At 62.5% G+C, this 18,904-nt stretch carries 16 protein-coding genes and 1 pseudogene; 4 read left to right on the forward strand and 13 right to left on the reverse strand.

The features are described 5' to 3' along the window. Nucleotides 1-455 precede the first annotated feature (455 nt). Entirely contained in the window at nucleotides 456-635 is a 180-nt protein-coding gene (locus QZY07_RS07205; protein WP_295401129.1) for a hypothetical protein, read from the forward strand. After that, nucleotides 628-1,218, forward strand: a complete 591-nt coding sequence (locus QZY07_RS07210) for a hypothetical protein (protein WP_295401131.1) — start codon at nucleotides 628-630, stop codon at nucleotides 1,216-1,218. The genes QZY07_RS07205 and QZY07_RS07210 overlap by 8 nt, the downstream gene beginning before the upstream one ends. Before the next feature lie 10 nt (nucleotides 1,219-1,228). Here the strand turns inward: QZY07_RS07210 and QZY07_RS07215 are convergent, their stop codons facing one another. The 8 genes and pseudogenes from QZY07_RS07215 to QZY07_RS07250 all read right to left on the reverse strand — a co-directional run. Beyond that, nucleotides 1,229-5,149 (reverse strand): helicase-related protein, encoded by a 3,921-nt coding sequence (locus QZY07_RS07215; protein ID WP_295401133.1) that lies wholly within the window; start codon nucleotides 5,147-5,149, stop codon nucleotides 1,229-1,231. A gap of 15 nt (nucleotides 5,150-5,164) precedes the next feature. Further along, nucleotides 5,165-5,677: a hypothetical protein gene (locus QZY07_RS07220; protein WP_295401135.1), complete on the reverse strand. Its 513-nt coding sequence runs from the start codon at nucleotides 5,675-5,677 to the stop codon at nucleotides 5,165-5,167. Beyond that, the gene (locus tag QZY07_RS07225; RefSeq protein ID WP_295401138.1) at nucleotides 5,659-6,876 is read right to left on the reverse strand and encodes an AAA family ATPase; all 1,218 of its coding nucleotides are present in this window, start codon (nucleotides 6,874-6,876) and stop codon (nucleotides 5,659-5,661) included. Before QZY07_RS07225 ends, QZY07_RS07220 begins: the two co-directional genes overlap by 19 nt. Before the next feature lie 38 nt (nucleotides 6,877-6,914). Beyond that, entirely contained in the window at nucleotides 6,915-7,367 is a 453-nt protein-coding gene (locus QZY07_RS07230; protein WP_295401140.1) for a type II toxin-antitoxin system VapC family toxin, read from the reverse strand. Next, nucleotides 7,367-7,618 (reverse strand): type II toxin-antitoxin system prevent-host-death family antitoxin, encoded by a 252-nt coding sequence (locus QZY07_RS07235; RefSeq protein WP_295401143.1) that lies wholly within the window; start codon nucleotides 7,616-7,618, stop codon nucleotides 7,367-7,369. Before QZY07_RS07235 ends, QZY07_RS07230 begins: the two co-directional genes overlap by 1 nt. A gap of 59 nt (nucleotides 7,619-7,677) precedes the next feature. After that, nucleotides 7,678-10,947, reverse strand: a complete 3,270-nt coding sequence (locus QZY07_RS07240; RefSeq protein ID WP_295401145.1) for a DUF1156 domain-containing protein — start codon at nucleotides 10,945-10,947, stop codon at nucleotides 7,678-7,680. 82 nt (nucleotides 10,948-11,029) lie between these two features. After that, on the reverse strand, nucleotides 11,030-11,461 hold the full coding sequence (locus QZY07_RS07245) for a hypothetical protein (RefSeq protein ID WP_295401147.1): 432 nt from the start codon (nucleotides 11,459-11,461) through the stop codon (nucleotides 11,030-11,032). A 449-nt stretch (nucleotides 11,462-11,910) separates the two neighbouring features. Further along, a pseudogene (locus QZY07_RS07250) lies at nucleotides 11,911-12,084 on the reverse strand (CopG family transcriptional regulator); the annotation flags it as partial. A 163-nt stretch (nucleotides 12,085-12,247) separates the two neighbouring features. On the opposite strand from QZY07_RS07250, the gene QZY07_RS07255 reads away from it, so the two are divergent. Both QZY07_RS07255 and QZY07_RS07260 read left to right on the forward strand, forming a co-directional pair. After that, nucleotides 12,248-12,493: a type II toxin-antitoxin system HicB family antitoxin gene (locus tag QZY07_RS07255; RefSeq protein ID WP_295401149.1), complete on the forward strand. Its 246-nt coding sequence runs from the start codon at nucleotides 12,248-12,250 to the stop codon at nucleotides 12,491-12,493. After that, entirely contained in the window at nucleotides 12,494-12,709 is a 216-nt protein-coding gene (locus QZY07_RS07260; protein ID WP_295401150.1) for a type II toxin-antitoxin system HicA family toxin, read from the forward strand. A gap of 16 nt (nucleotides 12,710-12,725) precedes the next feature. Here the strand turns inward: QZY07_RS07260 and QZY07_RS07265 are convergent, their stop codons facing one another. The 5 genes from QZY07_RS07265 to QZY07_RS07285 form a co-directional block, all read right to left on the reverse strand. Then, nucleotides 12,726-13,346 carry a hypothetical protein gene (locus QZY07_RS07265; RefSeq protein WP_295401153.1) on the reverse strand — a complete coding sequence of 207 codons (621 nt, stop codon included), beginning with the start codon at nucleotides 13,344-13,346 and terminating at the stop codon, nucleotides 12,726-12,728. A gap of 7 nt (nucleotides 13,347-13,353) precedes the next feature. Next, nucleotides 13,354-16,608 (reverse strand): DUF499 domain-containing protein, encoded by a 3,255-nt coding sequence (locus QZY07_RS07270; RefSeq protein ID WP_295401155.1) that lies wholly within the window; start codon nucleotides 16,606-16,608, stop codon nucleotides 13,354-13,356. Between the two features lie 52 nt (nucleotides 16,609-16,660). Continuing rightward, the gene (locus QZY07_RS07275; RefSeq protein ID WP_295401157.1) at nucleotides 16,661-17,389 is read right to left on the reverse strand and encodes an HIRAN domain-containing protein; all 729 of its coding nucleotides are present in this window, start codon (nucleotides 17,387-17,389) and stop codon (nucleotides 16,661-16,663) included. Between the two features lie 159 nt (nucleotides 17,390-17,548). Next, complete coding sequence (locus QZY07_RS07280; RefSeq protein WP_295401159.1) at nucleotides 17,549-18,301, reverse strand: hypothetical protein; 753 nt, start codon at nucleotides 18,299-18,301, stop codon at nucleotides 17,549-17,551. Between the two features lie 111 nt (nucleotides 18,302-18,412). Continuing rightward, nucleotides 18,413-18,904 (reverse strand): hypothetical protein (locus QZY07_RS07285; RefSeq protein ID WP_295401161.1); only part of this gene is annotated, 492 nt, incomplete at its 5' end.

The raw sequence follows: 18,904 nt of genomic DNA on the forward strand, positions 1-18,904 counted from the left end.
AGAGCCGTGGACTCGTCTTCCGCCGACTCATGGAGCAGGCGGTCGTTACCGAGCCCGTCACTGAAGCCGCAGTGACGCATGGCTATAAGTGGTGACCACAACATATAGGGCGTGGAGGCACTAACCGACCACCCCCCTTCCTGATTTCTGCCGCGAGGCATCAGGCTTGATACGCAAGGCATCCCCATCGATGCCCAAGGCGAGCGGCTATCAACATCGAGATCTATCGTGATCGCATCTATGCTAGTCTTTTCGATAGATTGAGAAGATCGGTCGTTGTCAACCAGTCAACACACAATATCTTGTGTTTTTTTGAACGATAAGACACAAAAGAGCTAGACACCTCTAGGCTGGGGTGTGCGTTAACCACATTTTGACACCACTAAAGGCGATGGAAGCAACTCCATCAGTCTGGTGTGATCGCGGACGGACATCCCAGTTTGCGGAGTTTCGGCATGACTCGTAAAGAAGCAGCCAAGAATGTGCAGAATATGCGTGAATACAAGCGCAAAGTGACTTCGTCTCAAGCCGCCGCGATCAAGGCGCTGAAGGATGCCGGTATCCTGACTGACGAGGGAAGACCTGCCAATCCATACAAAGAGCTTCTCAAGGACAAATCAACCTGCGATGTATAAAAGCAGCCAAAACATTGTATTTGGTTTTCATGCTGCTTCTGAGAATATTACCAAGAAACTTGTTGAGAATGGTGATTGCGAGTTCAAACCCAGCAAAAACACGTATGACTGGCTTGGAAGCGGCATGTATTTCTGGGAGAACAGCGTTCACCGGGCTGAAAAGTTTGCGCGAGACCGTAAAATAGAAAACCCGGTCGTGATCGGGGCCGCCATACAGTTAGGCTATTGTCTTGACCTAACCGACTCTGAATCTTTGTCTTACTTGAATGCCTCGTATCAGACACTCAAAGCAACTGCCAAAGCCGCAGGTGCAGCGTTGCCCAAAAACAAGCCAGGCAACAGAGAGAGTGAAATGGACTTGCTACTGAGGGAACTTGATTGCGCGGTCATCAACTTTCTTCATTCACAGCGAAAAGACAAGGACGAAAAGGTGTTTGACTCTGTCCGAGGCGTGTTTTGGGAGGGCAAGGCCCTGTATCCAGGAGCCGGATTTAAGGAAAAGAATCACATACAGATTTGCATCATCAATCCAAATTGCATTAAAGGTTTCTTCTATCCTCGGCAAAAGGTCGAGATCGCATAATCCGACCTACCTACCCTTTCCCAAACCTGCCAATCTCGCGTTCGAGCCGTCCAATCATGTCGTCGGTGGACAGTTCATCCTTCTTGACGCGCAGACTGTCCGCCAGGCGCGCGGCGGCATCGAAGGCACAGTCAAGGAGGATGTGGGGCGCGTCCACATAGCCGTCCTCTCCCACATTCGGTAGGACGGTCTCGAAGAGTCCGGCCGGAAATCGGCGGATGAGCTTGACCGGGATCGGCTTGACCCGGATCGACGGGCGGTCGGCATAGGCGTTTTCCAGGTTGGCCAGTTCGTGCCAGAAGAGGTCAGCGCCACTCCCCGTTTTGCGCCGTTTCAGCATCGACCGCTGAGCGACAAGATTGGCCAGCACCAGATGACCGCGCGCGGACTGTGCGTTCAGCGTCTCGATCTTACCGACACCTTTGATGCGCTCGCTGCGACCCCTCGCCAAGGCCGCCAGCAGGACGCGCGCCAGGTCGGCTGACACCTCGTCGAGGGTCTGGGTTTCGTCGGGGATCAGCCCTTTCAGATCCTGCCATCCGCAGACAAAGCGGATCGGATCCTGACTAGCGGACTGACTCTCCCGAACCGCATAACCGACCAGCCGCGCCTCGGTGCCAGTGATCTCGACTTCCAGACGACGCATTGAGTCCGGAAGCTCGAAACTCGCCAGATGCGCCATCAAGGCATCGAAGGTGGAATCACCATAGGTGGCGAAACCGAGCGTCCCATCCAGATCAGGGATGCCCTCGTCATACGCCTGGCGCGAAACGGTCAACGCCTGGCCGTTCGTGATTCCGGGGACATTGTTCAGCAGGATGCAGGGCCACGCCGGGTCGGGATGCAGCACACAGCCCAGATCCCGCAGGTAGGTCGATTGCGAGAGCGTCTCCCAGATCGCCTCCAGGTCGATGGGTGGGGCCTCTTCGGCCGTGTCCTGGGCAAGCCGCAGATAGGTTTCGTACAGATCCTCGGGTGGGATCTCCAGACTGGCCGTGCGATGCCGGGCCTGTTCGGCCCGCTGTTGCGCCCGCTTGGCCAGTTCGTCCTCGGAGAGGGTGCGGGCCGCCAGTTCCTGGAATTCCTCCGCCGTGACCGGCAGCATGGAGAGCTGCTGCGTCCCCACCACGCCGCTGGCCTTGCTCAAGCGCGCGAGCAGGCGTCCGTAGACGATCTCCTCGGCCGACCCGAGATAGCAGAGATTGCTGACTGAGATGGTCGCGTGCGTCTGGCCGATGCGGTCGATGCGCCCGATGCGCTGTTCCACCTTCATCGGATTCCAGGGTAAATCGAAGTTGACCAGCAGGTCCGCGGTCTGAAGGTTCAAGCCTTCCGCCGCCGCATCGGTGCAGATCAGTACATCGATTTCGCCCTTCAGAAAGCGGTGCTTGATCGCCTCGCGGTCGACGCCGGTCAGGCGCCCGGTACGGGGGTTGAACCAGGAACCGCCCTGCCCTGAGTAGGTGCCGATCAGCATCTGCGGATCGGCCTGCCGCAACCGGCGCACGATGTCCGTCAGGGTGTCATAGAACCGGGTGAAGACCACGGTTTGCGCGATCCGTCCACCGGCCCCGCGCCGCTTGTCCAGGTGTTCCAGGAGCCGCTGCATCTTCGAGGAGGTTCCACTCAGATCATGCAGGCTGTTGAACATTTCCACGAGCCGATTCCGTTCCCACATCAAATCATCCGGGTTGCGGTCCTTCAGCAGCAGGGTCACCGCCTCCTCATCGCCTTCGCCCTCCTCCAGCAGCCCGGACAGCGCCAGTTCGTCGAGATCCAGGTCCTCGGCCTGCGCCAGATGCTTGAGGGTCGCCTCGACCTTCTCGCGCCGCCGCCGGATGGATTCGCGGATGGCAAACAGGCTCGATGCGAAGCGTAAGCGCAGAAAGCTCAGGATCATCCCGAGCGCGAAGCTGCCCTTCTTCGCCGGTCCGCTCTGACCAAGCTGCTTGGCGAGACCTTGGCAGTAGTCCTCTAACTGGTCGTAAGCCTGTTGCTCCTGCGCGGTGAACGGGATGGCCTTGAGCGGCAGAACCACGCGCCGCGCCAGGTTGGCGGTGAGCTTGCCACGGCTTCGGTAGAGTTCCAGCAGCGGGCGGGTATGTCGCAACATCACGCGCGAGAGTGGCGCGACCGCGAAGGCCAGTCGCCGGATGCCGTCCTCGCCGCCCATCGGCGGCTGACCGGACTCCAGCCAGTTCTCCACGTCGAAACGGGCAAAGTCGTCGATCACGGCCGCCTGGACATAACGCCACAACAAGGGATCCTGTCCCTCGACGGCCTTGACCGCCCGATGCAGAAAGGCCCATTCCGAGGCATCCAGTCGCTGCTCGCTGACCAGCTTGCCGAGCAGGCTGTAATAGGCGTTGGTCAGACTCGGATCGAACTGGAAATGGCCGACCCGCTGGGTCAGGCGGATCAGATCGGCGACCTCCACCGGGTCCAACTGCATCGGCGTGGCCGTCGCCAGCAGCAGACAGCGCGTCCGGTCGCGCAGCGTCTCGTCCAGGATGCGGTAGAGATGGCCATAGCGAGGCTCCGCGCGGGTTCCTCCGGTCGCATTCTTGCGCCTGGCGTAGTGGGCCTCGTCGACCAGGACGAGGTCGAAGGGCTGGGCCGCGCGCAACTCGGCGCGCCGGTTGGCCCGCGCCAGCAGCCCCGTGGAGACAATCGCCAGGTCCGGCGCATAGAGTGACTTGGCCGGGCGTTCCTCGGGCAGCGGCAGCAGGTAGTCATGGCGCGTGGCGACCCCGGTCAGGGCACGGCCAAAGGGGAGAAAGAACTTGGTCGCCATCTCCCGCTGCCATTGCGGGGTCAGGCTCGCCGGCGGGGCGATCAGGATCCGACGTGCCAGTCCCGCCAGCCAGAGCCCGCGGATCGCCAGCCCGGCCTCGATGGTCTTGCCAAGCCCCACCTCGTCGCACAGCAGCCAGCTCGCCGGCCAGGTGTCGATCAAGCGTTTCGCGACCACCGCCTGATGCGGCCAGGGCTCCACCGGCGCGGTGACCATGCCGACATACTCGCCATTGGGCAGCCGCGGCCCATCGCGCAGCAGGGCAAAGCGCAACCGCTCCAGGGCTGACGGTTCCGGGACGGGTAGCGGAATGGCGCTGGTGCCGTCGATCTCCAAGGGGGGGCGGGCGTCCCGCCCGCTGGCGGGCCAGAGGCCCGCCCCCCCAGACGGCGGATGCTCGGAGAGACCGGCAAACGCGATCAGACGCTGACGCACCGCCTCGGGCAGGTTCAGCACCCGCAGACTGGGGTTCTGATTGTTCCAGACCCGCCTGAAGCGGGCATCGGCCTCGTCCGCGCGCTGGCGGTTCTCCTCGCTGGTCCAGTCGCGATGCACGTCGATGTTCTCGGCGTTCAGGACCAGCGCGGTCTTCGACTCATTGAAGGAGCCGGACGCATAGAGCCGATCACCCGCCGCATCGCGGAAGATGGCCCATTTCTCGTGGACATAGCCGTCCAGGCTGGAGTCGCCCGCCAATGGCTCGCCCGTCGCCGTATGCACCCGCAAGGCCACCCGGATCTCCAGATAACCCTGAGCGATCATCCAGGCCAGCAGGGCGACGCCGCGCTGTTCGGCCTCGGGCCATGGCGTGGGCTGCTCCAGCGCCGCGTTCAGACCAGCCGACAGACGCGCCTCGTCACCAGACAGAATCGCCGCCACGTCGTCGGCGTCCAGGTCCGCCCCGACCACCATGCGGGCCTTCCCTCCCTGAGTGGCGAAGGCCGAGAAACCCTGGGAGGCCACCGCCAGCGAGGAAGAACGGAAATAGCCAGCCACCCGGTCATAGCCCGTCGCGCGGCTCAGGACGGGCAGATAAAAGTGGTGCAGGATGTCGACCGGCTGACCGCCGGCGGCATGGCTGGAGGTGCTGTAGCTCAGTTGCCAGGGGTGGTCGCGCAGGCGGGGCGGGTCGGTCATGACGATGAGCAGTCCCTACAGATACGCCCGCAAATCCGGAATCGGCGAGGCGGCTTCCGAGTGCAGGATGGCCGTCACCCGGATGCCGACCTGATTCTCCCAACGCTCATGCTCCGGCTTCGACACCATCCGACTGCTGACGACAAACGCCTTCTCGGTCACTCTTCCCTGTCCGCAGGAACGGAGCCGCTCGATCAGGTTTGCATACTCTCGCCGACACTCCCTGACGGACTTCAGTTGCTCGAAGGCATGCTGAATGTCCGTTCCCTTCAGCTCGACCAACAGGGCCGCTGCGCGATGGTTGCCGAGAAACAGAAACAACCCATCGCACTTGGGATGATTGTCCTGAAGTACGCATCCGTCGATGACGATCGCTTTCGCCTGCTCACCTGGGCGCAGGCTCAACCTGACCTTTTTTCCTCGCTCCGACAGCGTCAATGCCCCCTCGCACAAATCATGGGCATTGACCATCCTGTCGCAGACGCAGCGATCGAAAGGCGCGACATCGATCACGACCGATGCTCCCACTCGATGTCTCGCATTTTGTCGTAGAGCCGATTCAGGTCATTGAAGTTTTCCAATAGCCTGTCGTCGAGCAGGCCAAGCTCGGTATCGAGCAGCGATTGCTCATCCTCCGCCGTCATCAGATAGGCCGCGACATCTCCAGGGGAGAGCGGGACGACCTCCTGAATCTCCGACTCCGGAATGGGATAGATCGAGATCCTGTCGCGCTTCAACTGGTTGTTGATCGCCTCGACGATGTAAGGGCTGTGCGTGGTGATGATGAACTGGGTATTCGGAAAGGTTTTCAATAGGTCGCCGACCACGTGCTTCTGCCATGACGGATGGAGATGGAGATCCACTTCATCGATCATCACGATGGCCTCCGCCGCCAGCGGGTCCGGCAGGTGCGGATTCGCCATCGCCAAGCGCGCGCTGAGGTCGATCACCAGTCCGAGCAGGGTCTTGTAGCCATCGCTCAATTGCCCGATGTTCAGGCATTCACCCGCTTGCTTGAGTACAAAACGCAATGGGTTCAGCTCGATACGCGGGTCGGAGAGATCCGGGAATAAGGCCGTGATGGCCCTGCGCACGGCATCCAGCTCCGGCAAGGTAACATCGAAATCGCGATGCTCTTTTTGCAGCCGGTGCTCTTCGTTCTCTTTGTTGTAGAACCAGACGAAGGCCGATTTGAAGCGGCTATCGGCATTCAGCGCATTCGCCAGCGATTCTAAACGGGCATGCTGTTTAAGAAAGCCCTTGCGACTCTGCGGGAGATCGAGCAAGGCGCGACTCACGCCATAGTAGACGAACAAAGGCAATTCAAAATCCTGACCTTCGTTCAATGGATCGATGACATCTCTGTCCAAAGACTGCTCAAGACCCTTTAAGCCAAGACCGGCCCCGATAAAGAGGTCTGATGTCTTACTCTTGTCACGGCGTTGCGTTCGATCCCACTTCAATCCAGAGGTGGTTTCAAGCGCAATGCGCGTATAAGGCATGATCTTGTTATCGACTTGCCGGATCTCTCCGGTCTTTTTGAATGTCGATCCCGACAAGGTCGGCAAATGCGTCAGAATCGCGCCTAAACCAATGGCGATGCCATCGAGGATCGTCGTCTTGCCAGACCCATTCGCGCCGATCAGCAATGTCAGACGCCGTCCCAAATCAAGGTTCAGATGTTCCTTGGCGCGGAAATTTTCCAGTTTGACGCGCTTGAGTCGCATGAGCTACCGCCGTCGAGAATCGATAGGTCGCTGTTGCATCATGTCGGTTCTCCTCCAGCAAGCCGGATTTCGACAATCTCCGTTCCCGCCTTCGTCGCGGCGGTCCGCAGGTCGCCGTCCAGCGTGGCCAGTCCGAGCCCCTCGCGCAAAGCGAGTTCAAGATAGGCCGCATCGTAGGCCGACAGGCTGAAACGGCGTGCCAGTTGCAGCGTATCGGTCAACGCGCGTGCGGTGGTGGTCTGGTCCACACGAATCGCCATTGCGTGCAGAATACCGATGAACTCCGCGCCACGCGCCTCGGTCAGCAAGCCGCGCGTCTCGGCCCGGACGATGACATTGGCCACCTCAAGGGGCCAGATGGCAGGAACGATGGCCTCGTTCCCAGGCTGTTCGAACCGGCACAGAATGCCTTCGGCATAGGCCAGATCGGCAGCACGACCATCGGCGAACAACCAGCGCATCGAGACGGAGTTATCGAGGACAAAGCGCATCAACCCCGGCCTTCCTCAATCAGCGTCCGAAGATCGCTCGCACCGGTCGAGACGGGACGGCGCATCAAGGCGCGCATGCGCTGGGCGGCAGCGACGGCGTCTTGCCGCGAGAGTGGCCCGGACGGGGCCAACTCAGCCACCGGTTTCCCATGTTGCGTGATGATAAAGCGCCTGCCGGCTTGAACCTGGCGCAGGTATTCGGGCAGATGTGTTTTCGCGACGTTCGCGCCGATGTGATGTGGCTCGGTCATGATGGCTCTCGTATCGATGTGGCGAGCGGATGATGGGTTTCGCTTCGCTCTACCCAATCCTACAACTGCCGCAACCCAAACAGCAGCCCCTCGGCCTCGCGCCGGGCGGTCTCGTCGCCCATCTCCCGCGCCCAGACGGTGAGCAGGTCGAGGATGCGCCCGCCCGTGTCGGCGGCATGGGCGGCGAGGTATTGGCGCGCCACCGGCAGCTCGCCGCGCCGATAGGCGAGCAGCAGGCCGTGCAGGCGGTCCCAATCGGTCTGGGGTTGCTCCAGTCGGCGCGGGTCGCGCTCCTCGGGCAGCGCCAGGCGTAGCTTGGAGCCTTTGCGCGCCAGCGGTGCCGCGAAACCCTGCGCCTCAGCCTTCGCCCCTTGGGTGCGCCGACTGGCGGTCTCCTGGTTGATGCCGATGAGGCGCTGACCGGGTTCGATTCGATAGCCGCCGGGCTTGCCTTCCAGCGCGATGTTCATCGACTTGGACAGGCTCAGTGCGTCGTCATAGGGGATGTTGGCCAGCCCGTAGATGCCGTAGAGGGTCAGGGCCATGGCGGTCTCGGGATCGAGATCCTCGACCTTGAGCCGGCCCTCGGTGATGCGCCGGATCTGGTTTTCCGCCACTACCCGGCTGGCCTCGTTCATCGCCCGCAGCGGCGAGACCGGCGCGTCGCCGTCCATGACCGGCCAGTGCTGGGACAGCATATGCAGCGCCCGACCGTAGGACGCGACCATCTCGTCGACCGGGTTCATGCGCAGCGGGGCGAACTCGCGCAGACCCTCGACCACGGCATCGCGGATCTGGTGCGCCACGCCCTGACCGCCGAGTCCGGTCCAGGAGGCGGGGAAGTCGGCCTCCAGTGGGCGCTTGCGACAGGCGATGAAGATGGAACTGGCGGCGGCGGCCTGATCCCGTTGGTGCATGGAGTTCTCGCCTTCCGACTCTACCGGGAAGCAGGCGGTGATGCTCCAGCCCGACTCGATCAGCGAGCGGGTCAGGGTCTCCCAGGCGTCCTGGGTCTTATGGGTGAACATCAGGGTCAGGAGTCCATCGTCCTTGAGGGTGCGCCGGCACTCGCGGAAGATTTCGGCCATCAGGCGTTCGTATTCCGCGCTGGCAGTCTTGGCGTTACCGTCGCGCGCCGGGTTGGCAACCGCTTCGGATTGCTTGTCGGTCAGGCGCCGGCTGAACAGATCGGGATAGAGATCGCGCAGGGTACGGCGCTGCCAGACATAGAAGAAGTCCGACAGCTCGGCATACATCACATTGTTGTAATAGGGCGGGTCCATGCAGACCAGATCGACCGAGCCATCGGCGACCTCGGGCAGATAGGCCGCCGTGCCGTTGCGGATGGTCAGTGGTGGTTGACCCTGGGTGGCGACGTGGAGCGGTGCTGCCAGTTCAGCGATCCCCTGATAGGCATCGACAACCTGCGACAGACCCCAGACCGCGCCCGAGTTCGGCCCGGTGAAGATCATTTCGCCGAAGGTCCATTGGATGGCAAAGTTATGACGGCTGAAGGTGCCCTTGACGACGCCGCGAGTGAATTCCCAGCGGGTGTGTTTGCTGTTGTAATCCAGCCCCTTGTCGATGCCAAGCTGAAGATAGGTCACGACCGCTCGTCCGCGCTCAGACCCAAATTCGGCGAGGATTGCGGGCTTGAGCCGATTCAACCCTTCGATCAGGGTCAGATGACCGAGCAACTGGCGCGGCGTGAACATGTCGCACCAGCGTAGCTCACCGTACATCCGGTGTCCCCGGTCATAATTTGAGACGCGGTCGAAACCCTCGGTCGGAATCAACCCCGCCGCGTCCCAGCCATCCCAATTCTCCGTCAGCCGAACGCGCGCCGACTCCAGCGCCTCCAGATCGCGCGCATTCGGCGGTCGAAAGAAGCGGATCTTCTCGGTCTTGATCTGACCCGCCTTCGCGCCGGTTTTGTAACGCAGCGGCTGGCCATGCTTGTCGAGCTTGGGCTGATGGCGGACCGCGACCACGGCATAGAGCCGGTCGGTCCAGGCGCCTCGGGGCGATTCGCCGCGCGCCTGGGCCTTGACCTCATCGCCTACAATAGGTCCAAGGCAGTGGACACAGGTGCCGATGCCACGATTGACGAAGGCGCGATTCGGATCCTCGCCGTCTGGCCCCCGGCCTTGGTGGATGCGATAGGTCTCGAAACGGACAGTGCCACCGCTGGCGCGTCCATCCGTGATCACCCGCACGCCCCAGGGGTCGGCGGCTTCCTTGGAGAGCCAGCAGGTGTTCAGCAGCGGGGCCTCGCCGCCGCAGTGGGGGCAGGTGACTTGGCGGACGTAGATCAGTCCGGTGTGGTCGTATTCCGGGACATCGAATTGAGGCAATAGCGCGGGGCAATGTTTCAGATGCTCCCGCAGCCGCGCCCGTTCGGATTCGGGGATGGGCGAGAAGGGCGCCAATCCGGCCATGCCTTCCTCGACATGATCGAGGAGTTTGCGCCCCCAATGCTGGATGTCGGTCGCCAGATCTGGCCCGAAGCGCGCCGGATAGTCCAGCGTGGCGTAGAGGATGGTCGTCGCCACCGGATTGAGTTCGTTGGCAATGACGCGGTGACCGAGCCGCAGCGCCTCGAACGGAATCGAGCCTCCCCCCGAGGTCGGGTCGAGTACCGTCAGTCCAGTGGGGCATGGATGGGTGGGGGCCGCGAAGGCGCGCCCATAGCCGTAGAGATCCTCGGCGCTCCATTTGATGTCGCGACCCAGGGCCGTTTTCACCGCTGGGGATTTGGCGAAGGTAATCCGATCATTGACGTGTGCCGGATCCCCCATCACCCGCCGCACCGCCAACGCCTCCCCCAATTCCGGCAACGGCTCCGGCAGCGCACTGGACTCCTCCGCCCAACGCAAGAGCACCGGGTCTTTCGCCAGCGCCGGATCGCGCTCGCGCATCTGCCCGATCAGGGCGCGATTCTCCGCCCGCCGCCGTTGCTCGTCGCGCAACGCCTTGAGCGCCTTGTCGTCGACCTCCAGCGATTCAGCCCCGCCCGCGCGCGCCACCCGCCCCGCCAGATCCCCGGTCAGCGTCCAGGGTTCGCCGTTCACCAGCACCTGCAACCGCTCGATCCCGAGCCGGCGGACGAACCGCTCGGGGTCCGCGTCCCAGGGCACCAGCGAGGCAACGATGGCCGCCCGACTCGGCGTCAGCGGACGACGCGCCCACCAGACATGCAGGAAATACAGGGGCGGCAGCGCCGAACTGGCCCCGCGCTCGCGCTGAGTCTCCGCCCCCACCTGATGACAGGGGAAGCCGTGCTCGATGAGGCGTTTGTCGTTGATCGGATGGGACTGGTCCTGCTCCATCGGGGATGCTCCTGGGGCAAAGGGTCGGCTCAATGACGTGCTGGGGGTGGGTATCCGGGTCATGCGATATCAGGCGCCGGGATCAGTCCGCTCTTGCGGAGTAGGTCTCACGAACGATCTCGGCTATCAGATCGGCAATCAGGTCGTCGTCGTGCCGGAAACCGTAGATGCCGCAGTGGGAATCATCCTCGGGAAATGGCTCGTGCAGCACGTTCAGGTCACGCCGATCCGGACTCTCGGCGCCAACATGCCCGCGGAGTGGGCCGACCTGAAGGACGGCCAGCCTGGCCATTGCGCCAAGCTTCATGCCTTTTCCAGTCAAGATCCGACGTAATTCCGCGATCTCGGACGGTCGGTCGATTTGGGAAAGGTGCTCGAGCCAGTTCACCGACAGATAGCCTTCATTGGCACGAAGCCGGAATGCGGCGCCGGTCACTGCGCCCTCTTCATCGATCGTGGCCCCACCGCAGAGTCGGGCGATATGATGAGTATCGGGAACCGGATCACCCGTCATGCCCGCACACTCGGCGACTCTCGTTCGGTTGCCCATTCCAAGACACCATAGGGCGCGGCCAAGCTCATAACACTCTCCACGGTTGCGTTGCCCGAGACCCGGTTGGTCCTGTCGCGGTGCCGCGGATCCGGCGCAAAGATGACGAACCGAACATCGTGATCGCCGAAGAACTCAATGGCGAAATGCTCATCCTTGCTGCGTCGCCATTGCGTGCGGACGTTCCCGTCTGGCGTCAAGACAGTCGTGGGGTAGGCAAGCTCCGGGTGAGCGATCAGGAAGGCGGTGAGCGAGACCAGGGAGGCCGTCGCCGGTGACGCCTGCTCCGGTTGCTCTTCTCGACTGATTTCGAGCAGGTGCTCCAGGCGCGCGGCAAAGCGAGAACCATGCCGAATATGCGGATGTCGGCGAAATCCGTCGATGAGACTCGCAAGCGTGGCGGGGGGTGTTAGAGGAAAATCGGGCCAGGCGCCAGCCAACTGGTGGACCTCCTCGGGCCATCCGGTGGCCGTCCTTTCGCGCACCAGCTCGGCGACCCAGCGACTGACCGGCAGGCCCTTGCTCTTGGCCGATGCCTTCAGGCGCGCTTCGGTCTCGTCATCCAGGTCGATGGTTATCTGCCCCATGGGCGATCTCCGCGAGAAAATGATATGCCCAATGATACTGAGGAACTTGTGGGCGTCGAGCCGATCATCACCAGACCCTTGCGAAATCGCGATGGAGCTTGCCCGAAACGGATGCATGAAGATACTGTCTTGAGAAAGCGAGTCCGTCACGCGAGGCTATCTCATGTTCAGCGAATATCTTCAAGCCGCCTTGTCGCATGCCGAATACAAACAGCTCGAAGACACCACCTGGTTTGCGGAGATTCCAGGATTTCCAGGTGTTTGGGCCAATTCCGGAACAGTGGAAACCTGTCGCTCGGAGTTACGCGAGGTGCTTGAGGAATGGTTGATCCTCAAACTGCGCGACCACGACCCGATCCCCAAGATCGGGGGTCTGGATCTGGATATCCTGGGGTCCGAGGCGGCTTAAATGCCCGGAGCCATCTCGCGCGGGGAGCTGATTCGAAGATTTCGGACCTTGGGGTATTCCGGCCCATTGTCCGGCAAACGCCATCAATTCATGCAACTGGGCACCCTGAAGATCCGCATTCCAAACCCGCATGGCGGTCAGGAGATTGGCGCTGGACTGCTGAGCGAGATTCTCCGTCAAGCCGGCATCGAAAAATCGGTCTGGGACAAACTTTGACAGGTGCTCCAACCGGCTATGGCCTGAGCCGCTCCAGCATCCGCTCCACCCCCGCATCCTTCGCCTGCCCACCCAGCATAACCCTCATCCCCGCCACCGCCCAGCGTCGGGCATCGGGACTGAAAGTGGTCATGCGCGAGAGCCAGTAGGCGGCCTCCTCGCGGGTGAAGCGCTCGATGCGGCGGGCCATCAGTTCGACCCGGTCCAGATCGGTCACCCGCTCCTGGAGCCGGAAGATCAGCCCGAGTTTGGCGCCGGACTCTTCGTCCAGCGGCAGATTGAGGCGCAAGCGTAGGCCCTCTTGGGTCAGATAACGCTGGATCTCCAGGGGCACGCCGGCCTCGTCCTGTACGCTCGTCACGATACCGCGCAGCACCGGCAGACAGCGGCGCAGGCTGTCGCCCGAGAGATGGCCGCGCTCGGCGAGTTTGCCCTTGCGGATGGCGATGTCGCCAGGCGACGCTGACAGGCTGTCGCTCTCCTCGTTCCCGCTCGACTGGCGCTCCTTGAGCACCAGGACCGGAGGCGGCGCGTCTTTCCAGTCGGTGATGCGCAGGACGAACGCCGCCTTGCGCCAGCGCGGTTCCAGGTGGGCCCGGTGATGGTCGGTCAGTTTCAGCGTCTGCTTGGAGGCCACGGGGTATTCAATCCTGAGTCAAGGCTTTGACCAGCGGGCAGTCATCCCGTGGGTCGGTGATGCGAATGCGCGCCTGGGTCTGCTCGGTCGGGGTGACGAGTCCAGAGAGCACCTCCAGCAGTTCGCCGAGCCGCTGCATATCCTCTGGCGGACAATCCTGCAACAGCAAGCGCAGACGACCGCCGCCGGGGAGTTTCAGCTCCACCAGGTCGAGCACGTCCAGCGTCGAGCTGGCGCCATGCTGATAGAGTCCGCCGATGCGTCGGAGCAGGGGCAACAGTTTTTTGGCGGCCTCGGGGCCTTTCAGCTCCAGCAATTTGGGTTCGATCTTGACCCAGCCGCGACGCGACGCCTCGGCGGGCGAGACGATGACATCGTCCTTGCTAACCGAGTGCATGATGGCGGTCGGTCCGTGAATCAGTTCGCCCGGTGCCTCGTCCTGATCCGGGCTGCCGCTGTAGGTCAACGCCTTCTCTTCGCGCACGACGTTGTCGAGTGCGGTCAGGATGTCCTGCTCGGGGATCTCGCCGTGGGCGCTGATCATCTTCTCGATGATTTGGGAGACATAGGCCGCTGGTTGTTCTCGGATCGCGTCGGCGACCCAGGCTTCGACGCGCACCGAATCCACGCTGACCGCACCGCCAAGCCAGCCGCGTTGCTTGGCGCCAGACAGGACCACGATGGACCAGCCCGGTGCACGCAAGTCCAGATCCAGTGGCAGGGCCTCGGTATCGCGGCTGTAAATCGCTTCGGGCTTGGCGCTCTGCTCATCCAGGAGGCGGAACAGGCACCAGACCCCACGGGCCACGCCCTCGCGGATGAGCTGATCGAAGACGGTTGGCGCTTCCAGCATGGGCCAGCGGCGGTTGATGGCGAAATGGTCGCGAAGCTGGGCCAGGGTTGGGGTCTGGCCGGCGCCAAAGAAGAGCTTGCCCAACAGGTTGACGCCTTCCAGGGTGCGGGCACGCTCGTCGGTGATGAGTTCGCCATCCTCGCGGAGGACACGATGGATCTCGGCGATGATGGCGGCCCCGCTCTCTCCGCCGGCGGTGTGGATCTCTTTGCGCACCATCTGCCCGGAGGCGGAGGGATACCAGAGTCCGTCATATTGCTGGGTGATGGTGGTCTGTAGGGCCAGGTCGCGTTCCTTGGTCTTGTCGCCAAAGCCTTCTTCCGCAAGCTGCTGCGGCTTGATGCCGTAGTTTTCGGGCTTGTCCCGGAGTCGGCCACGGGCGATCACGTCGCGGGCGAGGTCTTCCAGTCGAAGCTTGGCTTCCTGGGATTTGGCGACCCGATCCTCGTTCCAGGTCTCGCCCTGAACATGGACGGTGCGTGGCACCAGCAGGATCACTAAATTCTGCTCGATGCGCGGCCGGTTGGGGCCGACGGTGGTGATGAAGGATTCGGCGTCGATCTGGTCGGCCCCGAGGGCGATCAGTCCCAGGGTTGTGCGTCCGGTTTTGTCCTTGAGGTGCTCGGGCAGGGTCACATCATGGGCAACCTGAAACGTCGCATCGGAGCGGACGATCTTGCGCGCGGCGGCATCGAGGAAGTCGGTGACTTGGGCCTTGTCCAGGCTACCGCGAATCGAGGCCAGCGCGCGGTTGATGCTCGCGTCGAGACTGGCGTAATAGCGGCCGAACTGGGCGCTGTGGCGCAGATAGAAGGCGCCGCGGTCGCTGTCCTCAATGGTCTTCAGGGCGGCCTCGACCTGCGAGGGGGCGAGTCCGGGGAAGCTAATCTCCAGCAGGGCATCGCGCTCGTTGATCCCGAACAGTGGCGTGCCGAGTCCTTCGTGACGACCGACCAGGCTGTGCAGGAAGACGGTCTTCCAGGCATATTCGTGGAAGGGATGGCCTTCGGGGTGCGGATTGCGGCGGTCCGCCTGTTCGGCCCGGCTGGTTCCGCCGGTGAGCGTGGCGGTATCCACCCCGCCGATGTCGGTATTGAGGATCGGCAGGAGTTCGCCGCCACCGGTACGGCTGATCAACTCATTGACCAGGCGCGCGTCGCGCAGATTGAGATGGCAGGTGTGGATCATCGGCACCGGCCGCTGCTTCTCCCACAGACTGCGCACCGCCAGCGACAGGACGCGCAGCACGCCGCGGGTGCCCTGGAAATTGGCCAGGGTTGCCATCTTCTGGTTCAGAAAGTCGACGAAGGTCGGATGAAAGGGGTAGAGATCGCGCATCGTCGCGCGGTAGTCATCCCGACTCGCCCAATCCGGCAGCAGGTCGGCGGTCTTCCGGTAGAGCGCCCAGTAGGCGTCGATGGTTTCCGCGCCGGCCGCCTGGTCGACGCTGACGAACAGTCGCTTGGCCAGCACACGGGAGATCTCGTTCGCCTGGACGGGAACCACACCGGTTGCATCGCGCGAGACCACACTCAGCACCCCAGCCTGGGCGGTCTGGGCCAGGGCGACCGCCTCTTCCGGGGTCACGTCTTCGCCGCGGATCGCGCTCAACAGGCCCGCGAGCGTCTCGGTCTGGGTGGCGAAGGCGTCGGTTTGACTCGCCAGGGTCAGCACCACGACGAGGTGGGAATGGGTGCGGGCGTAACCATTGAGCGCCATCAGGAAGGCGGCCAGTTGGTCCGCGCCCTGCGGATGAGCGGCGGCCAAGCGCGCCGCATACTGGGCCAGCTCATCGAGCAGCAACAACACTTTGCGGTCGGCGAAGACGCGATCCAGAAACGCCTTGCCCGGTGCCGCTCGCGAGGCGGCATCGGTCTCGACCTCACGATAGAGCGCCTCGCCACCGATCTGAAAGGCGATCTCGCCCCAGAGGGTATAGGGCACCAGCGCCGCGCCTTGCGGCTGGTGGACCGGGATCTCGTCGCCCGCGATGCCGACCACTCGCACCGCGCCCGGCACATGCAGGGCGGCCGGATCGATGACCTCCGCATCGAGGCAGATGGCGGCGACCTTGGCGATGTCGATGCCGAGAAAGGCCAGGTGGATGAGCGCGATCAGGGTATGGGTTTTGCCGCCCCCGAAGGCCGTTTCGAGCCGGTGGATCGCCGGGACTCCGTTGTTTCCGGCCAGTCGCGCCAAGACCTCGGACAACACCATGCGCATGCCGTCCGTGGGGAACGTCGCCTCACGAAAGAACAGCTCGGCATCCGTGTAGAGATTGCTGACGGTGCTGGAGCGCCCCCGGTAATGGTCCATGACCTGGGACAGACTGGCGGTGAAGATCTCGGGGTTGAAGGTTCCCGCGAGGATGTCTGGACGCGGGGCGCAGGTCTCAAGAATCGACTTCATCGAACGGTTCCCTTTCGATTTTTTGTTGGCTTTGGCGCGAACAGGGTCTCGGCTATCTCAATGGCTCGAAGGCATCCTGAGCGCAGGCTGCAAATCCAGCCGGCCAAGGCGCGGTCAGTCGGCAGCGCAAGCGGAACTGGAGCGGCGCGGTTGGATTCACTCCGGACACGCGGATGTCCACTGGGTCGCTTCCGACCAATGCGATGAGTTTGGAGAATTCGGCGGAGTAGAAGCGCGGACAATAGCCGACGAGGGAGATCGGGTCTCCGGTGCGCATCAACAGCGCTGTTGGATCATGCGCATTTTGGATGTCGGGCAGGAGATAGACGCGCTCGCCCGGCCTGAGTTGTTTGATGCGCTCGCGATCCGATTCATTCAGGTGACGAATCCCGTGACTGAAAAACTCCACCACATAGGTGTTCTCGGGCGTGGGCTCCGGACAGGGGAAGATTTGCAGAGTGTCGGTCGCACGGATACCGCCACTCTTGGAGAGCAGATCCAGTGCATCATCGGCGCTCGCATCCAGTCCCAGCCAGATCAGAAAATCCCGATACTCGGGTCTCGACTTGGGCAGCAAGCGGTTGGAGAAGAGCGGGAACAGTTCCTTCGCCACATAGACCGCGTGCAGATCCGTCATGCGTCCGAAGGGAACGAAGCGATCCGAGGATTGGGCACCTTTGGTATAGACGAATCGGTAATCATCCCGATCTTTGGAAAGCTGACCGACCGGCAGCCACCGGCGCGTCTCCGGATCCTGCCAGATCAAGAAGATTCGTTTCATCCTCGTTTCTCCAAGCCGATGTCAAGCAGGCGCGCCCGGTTGACCATCAGCATCCGCAGCGCGAAATCGATCGCCGGTTCTGAAATCAGCGTCGGCAAAATCGCCTGAAAGATGGCCTCGAATTCAGCGCGTCCAACCCCGGCCAACCGATCCAGCCAGTCACCGGACGCCGCTCGGCAAAAGCGTCCGGCCGAGGCGAAGGCATCCAGCGTCGTGATGGGCTTGCGAGGGTCGGCATGATCGTAAAACGCCGAGCGAGCCCGCGCGCAATAGGCGTCGACACTGGCGCCACGATCCCGTGTGACCAGTCGGGAGCGGCGGCGTTCGTCGGTTTCGTTGCGCCCCAGGCTGGAAGCGTGATCGTAGGGTTGGCGCCAACGTGATGCGCTGAGGTTTCTCTGGATAGACGATCAGCCCCCAATTCTCGTCATGCCGATCCTGGTTGCCGATCAGGCAATCCAACATCAAATAGCCCACCATCAGGTCGGCTGCAACGGATAAGGGCGATGAGAGATCATACCCCGCTGGTGGCTCAATCCGTGAGCGTTTTCCAATCCCGATGAAGGCATTGACCGTGTGCTGGCGCGGCTCATACCGCTGCCCAGCTCCCTGGTTCTGGTGGATCTTGGACAACAACTCGTTGCCATGCACCAAACGGGAACCCGCTGGACAGATGGAATCGGACACCACGCCCGGCTGGCCGCGCCACACGCCAAACTCGTAATGGGCGTGAGGAATTCCGAGCAGTTCGCAAATCTCACAGGCGACCTTCTCTGCCCAATTCTCGCCCGTGCCTGGTCGGCCCTGCTTGTAGAGACGCCGGTTCTGGTCGAACCAGAATTTCGGCTTGCTGCCGAGTTGCTCGATGGTCTCGCAAGCATCGTCGGGGACTTCGATAACGGGATAGGCCATCCGATTCTCGCGCCGAGCAATCTCAGAACAGGAGGAAGGTGTTGGAATCGAGTGTATCCTGATTAGCCCAAGACGGATCCCACGGAATCACACGCGCGCAAATCGCTGGAGTCATTTCGCCTGTCGCCGATGCGCGCGGGCAAGCTTCGCAGGCCGTCCGCCTTGGCCGGGGCGGATGGATGGAGTGCCTGCTCGATCAGCGCGGGGCGAGGTCCAGGAACCGCGCAGATGCGGTTCCCAATCCGGCCATTTCCCGAGCACGGCGGCGATCACGCGCGTGGTTCGCCAGTAGTCGTAACGGGTCACGGCCGCGAGACCGGCGGTGCCATGCTCAAGGGCATACCGCAGGTGTTTTGCCTGATACTGGTATGGCTCATGGATTCCAAATCGCTCGGCGATCAGCGCCTGCAACCGGTTTGCTCGGCGGATATGTTGCGCGACACTGCATCGGGGTGGTGCCTCGCAAAAATGTGATAATGAGCGATACTGACCCCATGGCTCAAGCACCGGCGGGGACAAGGCGATGGCGGCACAGTTGATCAGCAACAACGGCCAGGAGGTGACGATCCAAGTCACCGTGGATCTGAGCGGGACACTGCTCGA

Origin of the sequence: uncultured Thiocystis sp. (genome assembly GCF_903866365.1) — a bacterium.
GTDB lineage: Bacteria > Pseudomonadota > Gammaproteobacteria > Chromatiales > Chromatiaceae > Chromatium.